Annotated in this window: 13 protein-coding genes; 8 read left to right on the forward strand and 5 right to left on the reverse strand. The window is 60.4% G+C overall.

All coding sequences use genetic code 11. From position 1 onward, the window contains the following. Positions 1-4 precede the first annotated feature (4 nt). From acsA to OE747_RS13870, 4 genes are read left to right on the forward strand one after another with little or no spacing between them, the layout of a single operon-like run. Positions 5-1,750, forward strand: coding sequence for an acetate--CoA ligase (acsA, locus tag OE747_RS13855; RefSeq protein ID WP_263829170.1), 1,746 nt, complete (start codon positions 5-7; stop codon positions 1,748-1,750). After that, positions 1,747-3,744: a pyruvate dehydrogenase (acetyl-transferring) E1 component subunit alpha gene (pdhA, locus tag OE747_RS13860; RefSeq protein ID WP_263829171.1), complete on the forward strand. Its 1,998-nt coding sequence runs from the start codon at positions 1,747-1,749 to the stop codon at positions 3,742-3,744. Before acsA ends, pdhA begins: the two co-directional genes overlap by 4 nt. A 1-nt stretch (position 3,745) precedes the next feature. After that, a complete protein-coding gene (locus OE747_RS13865; RefSeq protein WP_263829172.1) occupies positions 3,746-4,942 on the forward strand; it encodes a dihydrolipoamide acetyltransferase family protein in 1,197 nt (398 codons plus the stop codon). Beyond that, positions 4,939-5,193, forward strand: coding sequence for a phosphopantetheine-binding protein (locus OE747_RS13870; protein WP_263829173.1), 255 nt, complete (start codon positions 4,939-4,941; stop codon positions 5,191-5,193). The genes OE747_RS13865 and OE747_RS13870 overlap by 4 nt, the downstream gene beginning before the upstream one ends. Before the next feature lie 23 nt (positions 5,194-5,216). Here the strand turns inward: OE747_RS13870 and OE747_RS13875 are convergent, their stop codons facing one another. Further along, the gene (locus tag OE747_RS13875; protein WP_263829174.1) at positions 5,217-7,901 is read right to left on the reverse strand and encodes a cation-translocating P-type ATPase; all 2,685 of its coding nucleotides are present in this window, start codon (positions 7,899-7,901) and stop codon (positions 5,217-5,219) included. Between the two features lie 126 nt (positions 7,902-8,027). Here OE747_RS13875 and OE747_RS13880 point away from each other — a divergent pair, with 126 nt between their 5' ends. After that, positions 8,028-9,605, forward strand: coding sequence for an oleate hydratase (locus tag OE747_RS13880; protein ID WP_263829175.1), 1,578 nt, complete (start codon positions 8,028-8,030; stop codon positions 9,603-9,605). Positions 9,606-9,648: 43 nt separating this feature from the next. On the opposite strand, the gene OE747_RS13885 is transcribed toward OE747_RS13880, so the two are convergent. The 3 genes from OE747_RS13885 to OE747_RS13895 all read right to left on the reverse strand — a co-directional run bounded on the left by OE747_RS13885 (position 9,649) and on the right by OE747_RS13895 (position 13,153). Continuing rightward, positions 9,649-10,314: a hypothetical protein gene (locus OE747_RS13885; protein WP_263829176.1), complete on the reverse strand. Its 666-nt coding sequence runs from the start codon at positions 10,312-10,314 to the stop codon at positions 9,649-9,651. A 41-nt stretch (positions 10,315-10,355) separates the two neighbouring features. After that, positions 10,356-12,797, reverse strand: coding sequence for a Lon protease family protein (locus tag OE747_RS13890; RefSeq protein ID WP_263829177.1), 2,442 nt, complete (start codon positions 12,795-12,797; stop codon positions 10,356-10,358). A gap of 173 nt (positions 12,798-12,970) precedes the next feature. After that, a complete protein-coding gene (locus tag OE747_RS13895) occupies positions 12,971-13,153 on the reverse strand; it encodes a hypothetical protein (protein ID WP_234142299.1) in 183 nt (60 codons plus the stop codon). A gap of 732 nt (positions 13,154-13,885) precedes the next feature. Between OE747_RS13895 and OE747_RS13900 the strand changes: the two genes are divergently transcribed. The 3 genes from OE747_RS13900 (at position 13,886) to OE747_RS13910 (ending at position 17,209) form a co-directional block, all read left to right on the forward strand. Then, entirely contained in the window at positions 13,886-14,992 is a 1,107-nt protein-coding gene (locus OE747_RS13900) for a DUF262 domain-containing protein (protein ID WP_263829178.1), read from the forward strand. A 46-nt stretch (positions 14,993-15,038) separates the two neighbouring features. Continuing rightward, positions 15,039-15,644 carry an MAE_28990/MAE_18760 family HEPN-like nuclease gene (locus tag OE747_RS13905; RefSeq protein ID WP_263829179.1) on the forward strand — a complete coding sequence of 202 codons (606 nt, stop codon included), beginning with the start codon at positions 15,039-15,041 and terminating at the stop codon, positions 15,642-15,644. Between the two features lie 293 nt (positions 15,645-15,937). Beyond that, positions 15,938-17,209, forward strand: a complete 1,272-nt coding sequence (locus tag OE747_RS13910; RefSeq protein WP_263829180.1) for a tyrosine-type recombinase/integrase — start codon at positions 15,938-15,940, stop codon at positions 17,207-17,209. Between the two features lie 3 nt (positions 17,210-17,212). Here OE747_RS13910 and OE747_RS13915 read toward each other — a convergent pair whose 3' ends face one another. Next, entirely contained in the window at positions 17,213-17,815 is a 603-nt protein-coding gene (locus tag OE747_RS13915; protein WP_263829181.1) for a hypothetical protein, read from the reverse strand. Between the last annotated feature and the right edge of the window lie 196 nt (positions 17,816-18,011).

Raw genomic sequence — 18,011 nt, forward strand, 5'->3', positions numbered from 1 at the left:
GGCCATGATGCAGAACATCATCAGAAAGCGCCCGCAGCATTTGGGAAACTCGAAGTCGACGCCCGACGTCGGGGCCGTTCGGTTGGATGCCTACGAGATGGGACGCGTGCTGGTTACGGGTCTGCCGGATGGGGCGCTAAACATCGGGTTCGAAGCGGTGGACCGGCATGTGGCGCAGGGGCATGGCAATCAAACAGCGATAATCTGGTTGTCAAAAGATGGTCGGCGCGAGGTCATCAGCTATCGGTACCTTGCCGAACTTTCCTCCCGATTTGCCAATGTGCTGAAATCGCATGGCATAGAGCAAGGAGCCCGCGTCTTTTCCGCCATGAGCCGCGAACCAGAACTGTACGCGGCGGCGCTGGGCACCTGGAAGGCGGGCATGGTGTTCACGCCGCTCTTCGCCGCCTTCGGACCCGAGCCGTTCAGAACCCGGATGGAGATCGGAGAGGCGAACGTTCTGGTCACCAGCCGGTCACTCTATGAACGCAAGATCGTCGCCTGGCGGGAGGACATCCCGACGCTGCGTCTTGTGTTGATCGTTGGCGATGAGGCGCCCGAGGGATGTGTCGCGCTGGGTCCGGCGTTGCGCGCAGCCTCGCCGGAATACGAGACGCTCCACACCCGGCCCGAAGACCCGGCTCTGATCCATTTCACCTCGGGCACCACCGGCAAGCCCAAGGGTGCCTTGCATGTTCACCAGGCGGTTCTCTACCACGCCCTGTCCGGGCGCCATGCGCTGGGGTTGCGACCCGGCATTCGCTACTGGTGCACCGCCGATCCCGGCTGGGTCACGGGGACGACCTATGGCATCATCGCCCCGCTGGTGAACCGGGCCACGATGATCGTTGACGAGGCGGAGTTCGATCTTGACCGCTGGTACGGGACGATTCAGCGGGAAAAGGTCCAGATCTGGTATTCCGCCCCGACCGCGATACGGATGATGATGAGAGCAGGCAAGGACGCCGCGGAACCCTTTGATTTTTCCTCCCTCGAGTTTCTGGCCAGTGTTGGCGAGCCGCTGAACCCCGAGGCGGTGATCTGGTCGAACGAGGTGTTCGGGCTGCCGTTCCACGACAACTGGTGGCAGACCGAAACCGGCGGGATCATGATCGCCAACACGCAGGACGCGGACATCAAGCCCGGTTCGATGGGCAAGCCGCTGCCGGGGATCATCGCCGGGATCGTCGAAAACACGGGCGATGGCCTGCGTGAACTGCCGGATGGCGAGATCGGCGAACTGGCGCTGCGGCCGGGCTGGCCGTCGATGATGCGGGCCTATCTGAATGAGCAGGCGCGCTATGACAAATGCTTTGCCGATGGCTGGTACCTGTCCGGCGACCTGGCCATGCGCGATGCCGACGGGTATTACTGGTTCGTCGGGCGGGCCGACGACCTGATCAAGTCCTCGGGCCACCTGATCGGACCATTCGAGGTGGAAAGCGCGCTGATCGAACATGATGCCGTGGCCGAAGCGGCGGTGATCGGCGTTCCCGACGAAACCGCCGGCGAGGTGGTCAAGGCTTTCGTCACGCTCAATCGCGGTGCGGAACCCGGCCCCGAACTTGAACGCGACATTCGCGGTTTTGCCCGCAAACGCCTGGGGGCCGCCGTGGCCCCGCGCGAGATCGTGTTCCGCAACACGCTGCCGAAAACGAGATCGGGCAAGATCATGCGCCGCCTGTTGAAGGCGCGCGAACTGGGGTTGCCCGAAGGAGACACCTCGACACTGGAGACGGAGGAGACATGAGCGCGGAGGAAAAACCGAAACTCGGTCGCGACGCTGTCCGGCGGCTTCTCGGGGACATGATCCGGATCAGGCGCTTCGAAGAAAAATGCGCGGAACTCTATACCGAGGAAAAGATCCGGGGGTTCCTGCATCTCTACGATGGTGAAGAGGCGATTGCCGCCGGGATAATCCCGCTGCTGGACGAGAAGGACCGGGTTGTCGCCACCTATCGCGAACATGGCCACGCCCTGATGCGCGGTGTGCCGATGACAACTGTCATGGCCGAGATGTATGGCAAGGCCGAGGGCTGCTCCGGCGGTCGCGGCGGCTCCATGCACCTGTTCGATGACACGCGCAACTTCTACGGGGGAAACGCCATCGTGGGCGGCGGCCTGCCGCTGGCCGCCGGACTTGCGCTGGCTGACAGGATGCGGGGCGACGACACGGTCACCGCCTGTTTCTTTGGCGAAGGCGCGGTGGCCGAAGGCGAGTTTCACGAGGCGATGAACCTTGCCGCGCTCTGGACCCTGCCAGTTCTGTTCGTCTGCGAGAACAATGGCTATGCCATGGGAACCGCGTTGGACCGGTCCGAGTCGGAAACAGATATCGGCCGCAAGGCTGCCGTCTTTGGCATCGAAACGCAGGTTGTCGACGGCATGGATGTCGTTGCTGTCGAGGTGGCCGCAGCGAAGGCGCTGCGCCGGATACGCGCGGGCGAAGGCCCTGTGTTCCTTGAATGCCGGACCTATCGGTTCCGGGCGCATTCGATGTTCGACGCCCAGCTCTATCGCGACAAGGCCGAGGTTGAAGCGTGGAGGCAAAAAGGGCCGATCCTGCGATTCCAGTCCTGGCTCTTGGACAACGGTCTGATCCATGACGAGGAGATCATGGCGATCGAGGCCCGTGCCGAGGCCGAGATCGCCGAGGCGGTACAGTTCGCCGAGGCAGGCACCTGGGAGCCGGTCGAAAGCCTGACCCGCGACGTGGTGGCCGCCGAGACGCCACCGGTCGCAGCATCCCAACCCACCGGGGAGAAGATCGAGACCACCTATCGAGAAGCCATTCGCGCGGCGATTTCCGAAGCGATGCGACGCGATGAACGGGTGTTCCTGATGGGAGAGGACGTGGGCGCCTATGGGGGCTGCTATGCGGTGTCCAAGGGGTTGATGGACGAATTCGGCGAGGCCCGCGTGCGCGATACCCCGCTGTCGGAATCCGGCTTTACCGGCGCCGGGATCGGGGCAGCCTGCGCCGGCATGCGCCCCATCGTAGAGCTGATGACGGTGAATTTCAGCCTGCTCGCTCTGGACCAGATCCTGAACACCGCAGCGACGCTCAGGCATATGTCCGGCGGGCAGTTCAACGTGCCCGTGGTGATCCGCATGGCAACTGGCGCGGGCAAGCAATTGGCCGCGCAGCATTCCCACAGCCTCGAAGGCTGGTACGCGCATATTCCGGGGCTCAGGGTGCTCGCCCCCGCCACGCTGGAGGATGCGCGCGGCATGCTGTGGACGGCGCTGGAAGATCCCGACCCGGTGCTGATCTTCGAAAACGTGATGCTCTACAATCGCAGCGGCGAGATCGACGCGGGCGTAGGTGCCGTCGACATCTCGCGCGCGGCGATCCGGCGCGAGGGCGGAGACATCACCCTGATCACCTATGGCGGCTCGCTCTACAAGACGCTGGAGGCCGCCGAAGCGCTGGCCGGCGACGGGATCGCGGCCGAAGTGATCGATCTGCGCGTGTTGCGACCACTTGACGATGAAACCATCATGGCCTCGGTCGCGCGGACACGGAGGGCGGTCATCGTCGACGAGGGCTGGCGCAGCGGCTCGCTGGCGGCAGAGCTATCGGCGCGCATCATGGAACAGGTGTTCTGGACACTCGACGCACCGGTCGGGCGGGTCTGTTCGGCAGAGGTGCCGATCCCCTATCCGAAACATCTGGAAGATGCCGCGATCCCGCAGGTTTCGACCATTGTCGCCGCCGCCAAAACGGCATTGGGGCGCGGCTGAGATGGGTGTTTTCCGAATGCCATCGCTGGGGGCCGACATGGAGGCCGGGACACTGGTCGAATGGCTGGTGAACCCCGGTGACACGGTCGCGCGCGGTGATGTGGTCGCCGTGGTCGAGACCCAGAAGGGCGCGATCGAGATCGAGGTTTTCGAGGCAGGTACGGTCACGGAACTCTTGGCGGAGATCGGGCAGACCCTGCCGGTTGGTGCCCCCATGGCCCGGATCGGCGACGACGAAGAAACGGGTGCGGAGCCAAAGCCGCCGGAAGAGGAAACACGACCGGCGCCGAAGGAGCGGAGCGCCCCTACCCCGCCAGCAGAAGCCGAAGCGCCCTCGGAAAAGCCCGCGCAGCCCCGGCAAGAGCCACCAGCGTCCGCCGCCGGTGCAAGCCCGGCGGCCCGCCGCGCTGCGCAAGAGGCCGGGATCGACCTCGTCCAGGTCAAGGGCTCGGGCCCCCAAGGCGCAATTGTTCTGGCTGATGTCGAGGCGCAAATGGGACAGGCCACGCCCACCAGCCGGCCAGCCGGAGAAGGCCTGTCGGACATGCGCCAGGCCGTCGCCGCCGCGATGAGCCGGTCCAAGCGCGAGATACCGCATTTCTATGTCTCGCACACGGTCGAAACCCAACCGGTTTCGGAATGGCTCGCGCAGCAGAACGCCGAGCGACCGCCAGCCGAACGAATTTTGCTGGGAGCCGTCCTTGTCAAGGCGGCGGCCATGGCGGCCCGGCAGGTCGCGGCTCTCAACGGTCATTTCACAGAGGGTGGTTTTGTCCCCTCGGAAACGGCGAACATCGGCGTGGTCATTTCCCTGCGCGGTGGCGGGTTGGTGGCCCCTGCGCTGGCCGATGTCGACAAGATGAGCTTGTCGGATGTCATGGCCGGGCTGCGCGACATGGTCACGCGGGCGCGTTCCGGACGCTTGCGCGGTTCCGAGCTGACACGCGGCACCCTGACCGTGTCGAGCCTGGGCGAGGATGGCGCAGAGGGCATGACCGGAGTGATCTTTCCCCCGCAGGTCGGGCTTCTTGCCGTGGGCGCGCCACAGATACGACCATGGGTAACCGGGGCCGGGGTGGAACCGCGCCAGGTCACGACCCTTGTTCTGTCCGCCGACCACCGTGTTTGCGACGGGCGGCAGGCGTCCCGGTTTCTCGTCGCCATCCAAGACTGCCTTGCCAGACCGGAGGAGCTATGAACGAAACCGAAACGAGGGCGATCTTTCTGGAGGAGCTCAACCGGGTCGCGCCCGACATAGACCCGGCAACGGTAAGGGACACAGACCATCTTCAGGATGATCTGGACCTGGATTCCATGGATATCCTCAATCTCGTGACGGCGCTGCATGCGCGTCTCGACGTTTCAATCCCCGAGTCCGACTACAAGGAGATTGAAACGCCACGGAAAGCCAGCGGATATCTTGCCAGACGGCTGCGCGAGCCGGAGTAACGGGCGCTGCTGCCAGCGCGTCATCAATCCGCTTGCGTGGTGCTTCGGCCTGCGCGCAACCACACGCCCCCGACCACAATGGGAAACAGGCTCGCACCGACCGCCAGCGCCATTTGCCGCCAGCCCAGCGGCGTCAGTTGCAACGCCTCTGAAACGGCCGGGATCTGGAACGCGGCCACCAGCAAACCCATGCAGAACGCCAACGCGGCATAGACCCAAGGGTTTCTGGTGATGCTGTTGACCAAGCCACGTTCGCCCCGGTCACGCATGTTGAACACGTGCCACAGCTGCGCAAGAGCAAGGGTCAGAAACGCGACGGACACGGCATCACGAGCATCCATGTCCAGCCGGGCTAGCGCAATCCAGAACGCCCCCAGCGTGGCAATGGTGATGGCAAGGCCGAAGACGACGATATCAACCCATTGCAGCATTCCGACGATCGGCTCTTTCGGGTTGCGCGGCGGGCGTTTCATGACGCTGCGATCCCCCTCGCCCAGACCCAGTGCAAAGGCGGGAAAGACATCCGTCACGATGTTCAGGAACAGGATCTGAAGTGGCAGCAGCGGCGCGGGCAGCCCCGCGGCAATGGCCAGCCCGACGATCAGTATCTCACTGAAATTGCAGGACATGAGGTAGATGACAAAGCGTCGGATATTGCTAAAGATGACACGCCCCTGCCACATTGCCGCAACGATCGATGAGAAAGCATCATCCTTGAGAATGACATCCGCCGCATCGCGTGCGACCTGAGTGCCGCGCTGACCCATGGCGATACCGATATCGGATTTCTTCAGAGCGGGCGCATCGTTCACACCGTCACCGGTCATCGCAACGATATGACCGGCGTCCTGGTAGTGGGCGACCAGCTTCAGCTTGGTTTCCGGAGCAACGCGGGCGAAAACATCGACCTGTTCCAGCTGATCCCGCATCTCGGCATCGTTGCCCCCCGTTTTCAGACCTTCGAGAGAATTTTCTGAAAGCGCGACGATACGGCCATCCTCCCCGAGACCGGCCTGAAACGCGATTTGCTTGGCGGTCGCGATATGGTCACCGGTCATCATGACAACGCGCACACCGGCGCCACGGCACTCTGCTATCGCGGTGGGCACATCCGGGCGCAGCGGATCCAGAAGCATGACGAACCCGACAAGGATCAGCGACTGATAGAACGGCGCGCCATCGGTGTTCTTCTGCTTATAGGCCAGCCCGATCAGGCGATAGCCCATGCCTGCGGCATCCTCGACCCGTTTCAGCCATTCCTGCCGCTGTGCCTCCGACAACTCTCGGACGCCTTCGGCCGTCAACACCCGATCCGAGGCTTCGATGACCGCTTCGGGCGCCCCCTTTACCGCTGTGAAGACGTCGCGGCCTGCGGAATGCAGTGTCGCCATCATCTTGAACTCCGGATCATAGGGATGCTTGGCGATTTCCGGCCGGTCCTCGGCGTCGAGGTCGGGACGAACGCCAAGCAGTTCGGCAAAATGCAGCAACGCGATTTCCATCGGGTCGCCGACACCGTGTTGCGTGCCGGCCTGGCCGATCTCCGCGGTATTGCACAGCACTCCGATTTCCAGAGCGAGGCGCAGATCGGGCTCGGATAACGCCGCCCCTGCCTCCAGCAAGTCGGCAGCCGCCACATCGCGCCCGTCCAGCAGGAAACCGGCGACGGTCATCCGGTTCTCGGTCAGGGTACCGGTCTTGTCCGTCAGGATCAACGTCGTCGCGCCCAGGGTCTCGACTGCGGAAAGCCGCTCAATCAGCGTGTTCCGCCGCGCCATCCGCAACATGCCGCGGGCAAGCGCAAGGGTAGCGACGACCGGCAACCCCTCGGGTACCGCCGCAACGGCCAGCGCGATTGCGGTCTCTATCATGTCTACCAGCACAAGGCCGCGCGCGAACCCGATAGCGGCGATCAGGGTGGACAAAGCGATGGTGAGCAAAACCAGGGTGCGCCCCAACCTGTCCAGCCGTTTTTCCAGGGGATGCGCGGCGGCCTCGGCGGTCTGGACCAATGTCGATATCCGGCCCAGCTCCGTTTCCGATCCGATCATCGTCACCATACCGACACCGGCGCCGCGCGTCACGCCTGTGCCCTTGAAGGCCATGTTGGTCCTGTCCGCAACGGCGGTTGCCGCAGGAAGGGCTGCGGCACTCTTCGAGACGGGGGCCGATTCACCGGTGAGCGCGGACTCATTGCACTGCAGGTTCTCGACTTGGATCAGCCGCAAGTCTGCCGGCACGACATCGCCAGCCTCGACGACAACGATGTCACCCGGCGTGATCTCGTTTACCGGCAACATGACCGAATGCCCGTCGCGCCGAATCCGTGCCGTTGCAACGGTAAGGCTGAACAGCGCCTCCATCGAGCGCAGGGCCTTCCAGCTGGTGAAGAAGCCGATGGCTGTATTGATGGCCAGCACAAAGAGGATCGCAACCGCCTCGCGGTAGTCGCCCACCGCTACCGACAACAATGCAGCGGCGCTCAGCAGCCAGACGATTACGCTGCGAAACTGGTCGAGCAGAAGGGCAAAGGGAGAGGTACTCTTGACCCGGTCAAGCCGGTTTTCCCCATAGATCTGTTGCCGCAGAGCGGCTTCATCCGAGTTCAGCCCGGTTTCCACATGAACGCCGAGAAGGCGGAGCACCTCCTCGGCGCTGCGCGCGTGGAGCTGTGATCGTTTCTCGTACTCTGCACCGCTATCAGACATGGGCATTCGCGATCTGTAGGCAGGGGGACGCCCACCTGAAAATCTCTGGTCGCATCCCCGTCGCGCGTTGTGTCCAGTGATTTATACATGCTGGAATTGTGATACAATCTGGTGAAAGGTCACGCCATGCCAACTGTTACGCGGTCAGAAACTCATCATATTGTCGGGGCCGGCATCGCGGGGCTGGCGACGGCAGTGTATCTGTGCCGTGATACAGGATTTTCGGGGCGGAACATCCATATCTACGAAGCCTCTGAATCAGCCGGTGGTTCGCTTGACGGGGCCGGCAGCGCCGAGACCGGATACGTGGTCCGGGGCGGGCGCATGTTCGAGGAACAGTTTCTCTGCACGCTGGACCTGCTCGACAGCATTCCATTGCCGAGCGATCCGGCGGTGTCTCTCAAGGATGATCTGTTTGCCTTCAACCTAATGGTCCCGGGATCGTCCAATTGCAGGCTGGTCCGGGATGGCAAGCCAGCCGAGGACCGCAGTGACCTGACGCTAAGCGCACGCGACATCGTCGACATCAACAGGCTGTTTCTGCATGGCGAACGGGGTCTTGGTGGCGAATCCATCGAAGACTGGTTTCGTCCTACTTTCTTTGACAGCAATTTCTGGCTGATGTGGTCTACGATGTTCTCGTTCCAGCCGTGGCATTCGCTGACCGAAATGCAGCGCTACCTGTGGCGTTTCATTCACCTGTTCCCCGGCTTCACCCGGATCGCCGGCATATTGCGGACGCGCCATAACCAGTACGATTCAATTGTCGCTCCGATCCTGGCATGGCTGAAAGACCGCGGCGTCCGGCTCGAAACCAAAACACATGTCGAGGAGGTCACGATAAATGGCACGAAACTGGATCGTCGGGTCACCGCTCTTGGTCTGAGCAACGGCAAGACGGTAGTAGTCGGAGCAAGCGATTTTGTCTATCTGACCCTTGGGTCGATGACCGAGGGTTCCACTCTGGGCTCCCGCGACCGTGCACCTGACTGCGGGACCAGCTTCGGGGCAAGCTGGAGCCTTTGGCGCAAACTGGCAAAAGCGCATGAGGGTCTCGGAAATCCCGACGTTTTCGTGGACCATTCACGCCATACCGCGTGGACGTCCTTTACGGTCACGATGGATGGCCCGGATTTCTTCGAGTTCATGGAGGATTTCACCAACAACCGCACCGGAACCGGCGGACTTGTGACCTTTGCTGGTTCTGGCTGGACGCTTTCGCTCGTGATGTTCCACCAGCCGCATTTCCGCTCACAAAGGCACGGAACCTATACCTTCTGGGGCTACGGGCTGCGGGGAGACCGGGCGGGCGATTTCGTGAAAAAGCCGATGTGGGAGGCCACAGGCGCAGAGATCGTCGAGGAACTGTGCGGGCAGCTGCGCCTGACCGAAGAACAGAGAACCTGGTTTGCCTCGGCGCGTATCGTTCCCTGCCGGATGCCCTTCATCACCAGCCAGTTCATGCCGCGCAAACCCGGTGATCGTCCCGATGTACGCCCACCCGGTGCGCGAAACTTTGCGATCATCGGGCAATATTGCGAGTTGCCCCGCGATTGCGTCTTCACAGTGGAGTATTCCGTGCGATCTGCTCGTAGCGCGGTATCGCAATTGACTGGCCTTGTCGACGAGCCACCACCTGTGGTACGTACCGATCTTGATCCGATTGTATTGGGCCGAGCGGCCAGAGTATTGCTGGGAATTTAACTCCTTCCGCCGTTCTGGTTGCCGAAACCAACGCCCCCGGCAGTCAGGTAACGGGCCGGTCCCCTTGATCACCAGTCCGCTTGAGATTCTTGGCCCCAATCACGATCACCGGACAGCGCGCTGCCGAGAAAAGGTGCCTCAGGTCCGCTTCGCTTCTCAATGGGCCCAGGTTGAGATCGACGACAATCGCCGTGACGCGACTGCGATCAACCCGTTTGAAAACCGCTGCAACTTCTTCGGTGGATTGCACTTCGAATATCCTTGCCAAGACCGCATCTGAAAGCGCGCGCACCATGGTCCGGACCGCGGTCGAGTGTAAGTTGGCCGAGCCGATCAATAGCACATTGCCATGGAACCCAAACAAAGGACGTTGGCAGAGCAACAAGATATCTTCGTCGGCAGCGGCGGCGCATGCACATGTGACCAGGTCACCTTCGGCCACCTCGCAACTCCAGAGCTTAGATCGTCCTGATGCCAATTCGGCGATGAGCGTCCCCAGCGCGCTTGCCTCCCTTTTCATGGTCCGCTGCAACTGCGCGTCAGTTGGTATCTCCCGAAGCGTCCCGTTGCTGGCGACGATCCTGTGCCCCGCACCAATAGCCAGACCCGAAATCCGCGTATCCACCAGCAGCCCCTTCGGGACGGCTGACAGCGTGTCGAGCAGGATACGCGCATATGACAGCGTGGCCTTGACATCGGAACTGCTCATGCCAACGACCAGCAAATGAGGTTCAGGACGCGGGGCCCGGCTCATGACCGATCACCCTCGCTTGTCGGTTCGGTGCGCGCAGAGAATGCCCTGCGATCCCTGGCAAAGGCACGGAGCCTTGCTTCGACCTCTGCATTGACGCTGCCATCCGGGAACTCTCCCGTTTCCGCCCGCGCCCCTGCGATGCGGCCGGTCATGATCTCCACACCTTCATCGACAGACCGGATCGGGATGATCCGGAAACGCCCCTGAGCGACCGCGTCGACGACCCGGTCGCGCAGCATGAGATGTTCAATGTTCGAGGCCGGGATGATCACGCCCTGAGTCCCGGTCAACCCCCGTTCAGCGCAGACGTCGAAGAATCCCTCGATCTTTTCATTGACGCCGCCGATGGCCTGAACCTCTCCAAGTTGATTGACCGAACCGGTGATCGCGAGATCCTGTCGAACCGGCCTGCCCGAAAGCGCTGACAGCAGCGCGATCAGTTCGGCGCAAGACGCGCTGTCGCCGTCGACGCCGCCATAGCTCTGCTCGAAGACGAGGCTGGCATGCAGCGAGAAAGGGGCGTCAAGCGCATAGGTCGATGTCAGATAGCCCCCAAGGATCATGACACCCTTGGAATGCAGGGCGCCGCCAAGCTCCACCTCGCGTTCGATGTCGATCAGCTTGCCGGTTCCCATCCGGACACGCGCGGTGATGCGCGAAGGGCGACCGAAGCGATACGACCCTGTTTCGATGACGGAAAGACCATTGATCTGACCAACCCTCGCCCCCTCTGTATCGACCAGGACGATCTGTCTTGAAATGGCCTCCTGAAAACGTTCCTGTACGCGCGATGCACGCCGCTCGCGCTCGCCCACCGCGCGATTGATGTCGGTTTCGCTCACGATCGAATTCCCGTCCGATCGCGCATAGTGTTCCGCCTCGCAAAGCAGGTCGGTCAATTGGCCGAGTTGCAGCGTCAGCTTGCGCGCATCGCCGGCAATCCGCGTGGCCTCGTCCAAGAGCCTTGCCACGCCGGAGTCGGTCAGCGCAAGCAGGCCCTGCTTGCGCGTGAAGTCGTGAATGACCGAAGCGAGATCGATCAGCGTTTCATCGCTGCGGGCCACGGTGCCTTCGAAATCGGCCTGCACCTTGAACAATTCCGAGAACTCCGGATCCAGCATGACAAGCAGGCTGTGCAGCCTGCGGTCGCCAACCAGAACCACCCTGACGTCGAGCGGAATTGGTTCGGGCTCCAGCGAAGTGGTCGAGAACAGGCTCATGCGATCAACCAGTGAGGTGATGGTGATCGACCGTTTCTTGAGGCAACGTTTCAGAGCATCCCATGCGTATGGTTCTCCGAGAATGCGCCGTGCATCGACGAGAAGGTATCCGCCATTTGCAAGATGCAGCGCGCCAGGGCGAATGAGGGAAAAGTCGGTCACCAACGAACCCATTTGGGAGATATGCTCGATCCGCCCGGCCAACCGTTCCAAAGAAGGAAGATCCTCGACAATGACAGGCGCCGCAGGGGTCGCCGCCGGGTCATGGGACACGATCACGTTGACCTTGTAGCGCTGAAAGATCGGGTCCAGATGCGATTTGGCCACTGCTTCTGGAAACGGCCCATTCTGTCGCTGGGCTGCCGCCTGGAGAAAGATCTCGGGGTTCTCGATCATGTCTTTTCGGACACGATCGAGATAGTCGGACACCCCATCGACAGCGGCAAAGGCTGATTCCGCCTCGCCGATCCGGCTGGACACCGCGCGCTCTGCCATCTCGGCATTCAGGGCCTCGACCCGTGACCTATGCTCACGCTCCATTTTCGAGGCTTCACCGAGGATATCGGAGAGTTGGCTCTGAAAGCGCTCGATCTTCTCCTCGATCGCCGTCCTTTCGTCTTCCGACAGCTTCTTGAACTCCTCGCTCTTGAGAACATTCCCCTCCTTGGTGGCGGCGACCATGAATCCCATCGGGGTCCTGATCAGTGTCGTGTCTTCCGCATGGGCGCGCTCGGCGAAATCGGCCATTGCCTGTTCGTGCCGCTCGCTGAAGTTCTCTTCGATTGCGCGCATCTGCGCCTGATATTCCTCAGACTCGAAAAGCGCCGGCATGTCGCCAGCCAGGTCGTCTATGATGTCCTCCATCTCGACCTTCAGCCGATCAGCCATACCAATGGGCAACCTCAGCGCGACCGGCTTATGGGGCGCATCGAAATTGTTCACATATACCCAATCGCAGGGTGTTTCGCGCGTGGCTGCGTGAGCACGCAGAACCTGTTCGACCGTGGAATGGCGCCCCGTGCCATGTGGGCCGAGAACGAAAAGGTTGAAGTCTTCGTGGCGAATTTCCACTGCCAGACTGAGGGCGCGAAGCGCGCGTTCTTGACCGATCAACCCACCGTTGCCGGTTTCCCAGGTTCCTGCACTTATAAGTATCGCGGGATCACATTTTCGCCTCAACTGTTCGACCGACAGTTCACGCTCCGATCGTGTCGGCATGATAGCCACCTCGCGTGCTCCAGTTGCCTCCAATCTAGGCATCGAGGAAAAGCGCGCGTTGATCTCTATCAAGCGTTTGCGGCTTCTCTATACTGGTCCTTTGTCCCGCCAATCATGCGGCCGAGGGCTCCATATGCTGGCAAGCGAAATCAAGCCGGGATGCTGCAGTATCCCTACTCCTCCAGCCCTTGGATCTTGCCGAGCAACATATCGATGTCTTCGCTTTCGTGCAGTTTAATTTCCCGACCGGTCGAAAGCAGCAGAACTCGGTCGCCGGAGTTGTTGCCAGTGATTGCAACAATGTGCTGGACATTGACTACATGTCCGGTGAGTTCCTCATCTATGATTTCGATCATCTGCAACATTTCATAACCTAAGCTTTCTTCTCGTTCGCGCGACCCAGGCCCGCAGCCAGACAGACAATAACCGGTCTACATAAACTCAGAAAGAAAGACCCAGGGGTGCTGTAAAACAGACTCGAACTGATCTCACCTCGGGCACCTGCGGGCCATGAATTCAGGCAATTGCTTTCGTCGGTGACCTGCCGCTGCCTGCGTTTTCGTGATTTTACCCACGGTTGCTGGTTTTGGGATTTGGCGTTGATGTAAACGCGGGAGAGCGTGTGGTATGGGAATACCATCGGCCTATGCGTTTGATCTTGTTTGACAAAATGGTTGCGGGAGCAGGATTTGAACCTGCGACCTTCAGGTTATGAGCCGAAGCCTCTGCATTTCGCCATCCCAATAATTTCAATGACTTATATCGCAAGCCTTTGAAATGGCGCATTCTTTGACCTGCTCCTAACCGTTTTCGCCGTCTTTCGCCGGAGCAGATCCTTCTCGAAACCGCATTCACGGGTTGACCAGACGTTGACAAGAAGAAGGGCGCCAAACTCACGACTACGATCACGTGCGTTTCGGTAACTGCGCATTCACCCACACGAAGGGCGGAAGCCGGGCCTTTGCTGCGAAGAGCATGAGCGTCACTCCATCAACCGTTGCGCTTTTGGGGGTATGCCGCTCAAGGGTAGAAATGGGTGTTCAAATGCTTGATAAAGGCCGCAAAGCTGCCTGAGGGGACGTATTCTCATGAGCCTAGAATCGGAAATCAAAGAAGCGCGACAAACCGTCGTTACCGACGGCTACGACATGTCTATCGGCGAGGTCATCAATCTTTACAAAAATGAAGAGCTCGTGATCGCACCCGCATTCCAGCGGCTCTTCCGCTGGGACGACGAACGCAAAACTCGTTTTATCGAGTCCATTATTCTTGGTATCCCCTTCCCCCCAATATTTGTTCATCAAGATTCCGAAGGGGTGTGGGAACTTATCGACGGTCTCCAGAGGGTCTCCACGATTCTCCAACTGACAGGAGACCTTCAAGGTGAACGTGCCGATCAACTAGGCCCGCTGGTACTAAATGGTACAAAGTTTCTCCCTAGCCTGAGCGGAAAACGCTGGACTGAATCGGCTGAAGGTGCAGGCGACGGTCTGGGAACGTCCATCCAACTCGCTATCAAGCGCTCCCGAGTAAGAGTTGAAATCCTGCAAGCTGGAAGCTCTAAGACCGCTAAGTACGAGTTGTTTCAACGATTAAACACTGGTGGCGCCGACCTGAGTCCCCAAGAGGTCCGGAACAGCATCGCCGTCTCGATCAATAACGACTTCTTCAATTGGCTCGTTCAGCTCGCAAGCAGCCCGTCTTTCGTGGCGACCACACGCCAGACTCAGGCCGCTCTAGAGTCTCAAGCAGGTGTCGAACTTGCTCTACGCTTCATCGCCTTCCGCAACATTCCATATCAAAGCGGAATGGATGTTCATGAGTATCTGGATGACGCTTTGATCAATCTCGCCAGCGACGAGAACTTCGACAAGGATGCTGAAGAGGAAAATTTCAATAGGACGTTCGAGTTTTTGAATGCAGCGCTTGGTGACAAGGCATTTCAACGTTGGGACGGCCAGAATTTCTCTGGAAAGTTCCTGATGTCGATTTTCGAAGTACTTGCGATCGGGCTCTCCAAGAACCTCGCATCTTACGAGGCGATGGGGGAAGTCGAACGAAATCATTCAATTGAGACAAAGGCGCAATCACTAAACGGCATACCGGTTTTCGTCGAAAATTCTGGTGCAGGAATAAGGGGCACCACGCGCTTGTCCAAACTGCTCCCAGTGGCGGAAGCTCTAATCAAGCCGTGAGGTTGGTATGGCCGCTACACGAACGTTGGATCAGTTGCAGGACGCCATGGACCAAGAATTGTCTTGGCGCATCAAAGAGATTAGCACCTTCCGCGTTGAATCTGCAAAGGGCGGGCAAAAGAGCAAGGCGTTCACTCGCGCTGGCGTCGCCCTGCTGTACGCCCACTGGGAAGGTTTCGTAAAACGATCGGCAGAGCTCTACCTTGAATACGTTTCGAACCGAGGTCTCAAATACGAAGAACTCACAACTTGTTTCGTCCTCTTTGGACTTAAAGGAAAGTTGAACACCCTTGTCGACTCGCGAAAATCGGCGCCAAATATCGAAGCTATCGAGTTCATCCGCAGTTCTCTTGGCGAGGTAGCCGCCTTGAAATTAGCGGGTGCAGTAAACACAGAGTCTAATCTCTCTTCGAGCGTCTTCGAAAACATTGCCAACTCTGTCGGAGTGTCCACCGCCCCCTACAAAACAAAATTCAATCTGATTGATTCAAGTCTCGTAGATCGACGAAACAAGATAGCCCACGGAGAGTATCTCGATCTGAAATCCGGCGACTTTGGCCCACTTGTCGACGAAGTCTTGAACCTCATGCGTTCGTTTAAGAACGATTTGCTCAATGCCGCCGCGACCGAGGCATACAAGAAAACCGCCTAGCAGTGTGTCGGAGAATTCCTGAGTCGATGCAGGCTACACTGGGCCTGAAGGCCTGCTTTCGGCTGACCTGGACATTCATTGGCCTAGGCGCGAATGACCGCTCTGGGTCACAAGCTATCATAATAAACCTGTTTGAACGGTGCTCCAGCGGGACAACCCTATGACCCGATTGACCGGAATTGCCCTCCCCGACCCAATTCCACCTTCCGCCTGTATTCCGGTCCCAGCCTTGTGATCCGACTTGATCGTGGCGCGGGTCTAGGCCTGTGTCGGAGGACAAGGAGGTGAGTTGCATGGTCAAGAGGCTGAAACTGAATGAGAAAACCCTGCGCGAGGCCGAGCCGAGGGCGGGCGCCAGCTATCAGATCTTCGACACCGAGGTGATCGGTTTCGCCGCCCGGGTCCAGGCCTCCGGCGCGCGGACCTTCACCATCGACTATCGCCATGCCGGACGGCAGCGGCGGATGACCATCGGTCGCTGGCCCGAATGGAGCGTGACAGCCGCGCGCGAACGCGCCAAGGAGCTGCGCCGCGCAATCGATGACGGACAGGATCCGCTGGCGGCTCGGGAAGAGATCCGCGGCGCCCCGCGCGTCACGGACATGATCGACCGCTACATCGCCGAGCATCTGCCGAAGCTGTCCAAGACCAACGCGGGCGATCAGATCTCGATGCTGAAGAAAATGGTCGAACCTGCCTGGGGCACCAAGCTCGTGACGGAGATCACCAAACCCGACGTGGCGCGGTTCCTGGATGTCGTGGCCGAAGGCCGTCCCCGCCCCTGCAAGCAAAAACCCAACAACCGGGCGCGCAAGCTGCAGGGCCACAAACCCACCCCGATCCGCGCCAACCGAATGGGCGAGGTGCTGCGCAAGATGTTCACACTGGCGATGGAATGGGAGTGGCGGCAGGATAATCCGGCACAAGGTTTTCACCGGCGCATCGAGCATGCCCGTGAACGCTTCCTCTCCCCCGAAGAACTGATCCGTCTGGCAACCGTACTCGACGGCGCCGAGGATCAGCGGGCAGCCGCGATCATCCGCATGTGCATGCTGACCGGCGCCCGGGTCGGAGAGGTCCGGACAGCACGGTTCGAACAGTTCAACCTCGACTATGCCATCTGGTCGAAACCTGCCTCGACCACGAAACAACGCAAGATCCATCGCGTGCCGGTCTCGCAGGAAGTCGTGGCCATCGTGCGTCAGCGCCAGCTTGTCGTGCCGAGGGGCAATCCCTGGCTCTTCCCCGGCGATATTGTCGGCCAGCCGGTGCGGGAAATCCGGCGGTTCTGGGCGAGGGTCCAGAAAGATGCCAGTCTGGCCGATGTCCGTATCCATGACCTGCGCCATACCTTCGCCTCGCTGCTGGTAAGCGGTGGCTCTTCCCTGGAAATGATCGGCAAGCTCTTGGGTCACAGCCAGATGCAGACGACGCAGCGCTATGCGCATCTGATGGATTCCCCATTGCGCGCAGGGGTTGATACGGTGGCCAGCCTCCTGCGCCCGCGGCCGCGCCTCGTGCATGACGCCGCGCTGGACGAAGCCGATCTCCCGAAATCGGCCTGACTGTCAGGCCGGCTCCTCGCCCCGCAACCGGTGCCAGAGCGAGGTCAGGCGCTTGCGGATGGTGCTTTCATCCGGAACCTCGCCGGACTTCGAGTTCTGCACGAACCAGTCCTGAACCAGAACGATCAGAGCGGTCTTTGTATCGGGAATCCCCTTCTCGTAGAGGAACCAGGTCAGCCAGGCATACATCGCATCCCATTCATAGCGCGGGCTGGCTCCGGTACTCATGGCCGGGCGACGCAACAGGTCCCGCTCTTCTTCGAACTGCTGCAATGTCCCGGCATCGACCAGTAGGTCTGAGGACCGGACCAGTACACCATCGGCGGGGTCCGTGACCCTGAGCCAGGTATTGGAGCCCAGCGGCATGACCCGCCTGAGCCTGGCCTGCTCGTCGCTGGGACCAATTCTTCGGAACATCGGCATCAGCTCGGCGATCGGCACTGCAACCAGCCCGGCGATTGTCTCCTCGCCGCAGCTGACCGGAGGGATACCGGCCAGAACCTGCAAATGCCCTGCCGCCGCCCAGCCTGCAACATCGGCCGGATGGCATCCCCAGCGAACAGCGATCTCGTAAATGGAATAGAAGGCAATGGGCGGTAGGGGCATGCGGAAACTCCATTTGGCATGCGGCATCCCGCGGCCAGAGCCGTCGGCATGCAGATTACAAAACCCGCTGTGCCAGGCACGCGGGCGGATTTGGGGTGCAGAGCTGGTGTTCGAGGATACCCATCGCCAAACCAGACCATCCCACCAACGGGAGTGCAAGCTGCTGGCATGGTTCGTGTTTTTGATTCTGTTCGAC

Origin of the sequence: Ruegeria aquimaris (assembly GCF_025751555.1) — a bacterium.
Taxonomy (GTDB): Bacteria; Pseudomonadota; Alphaproteobacteria; order Rhodobacterales; family Rhodobacteraceae; genus Ruegeria_B; species Ruegeria_B aquimaris.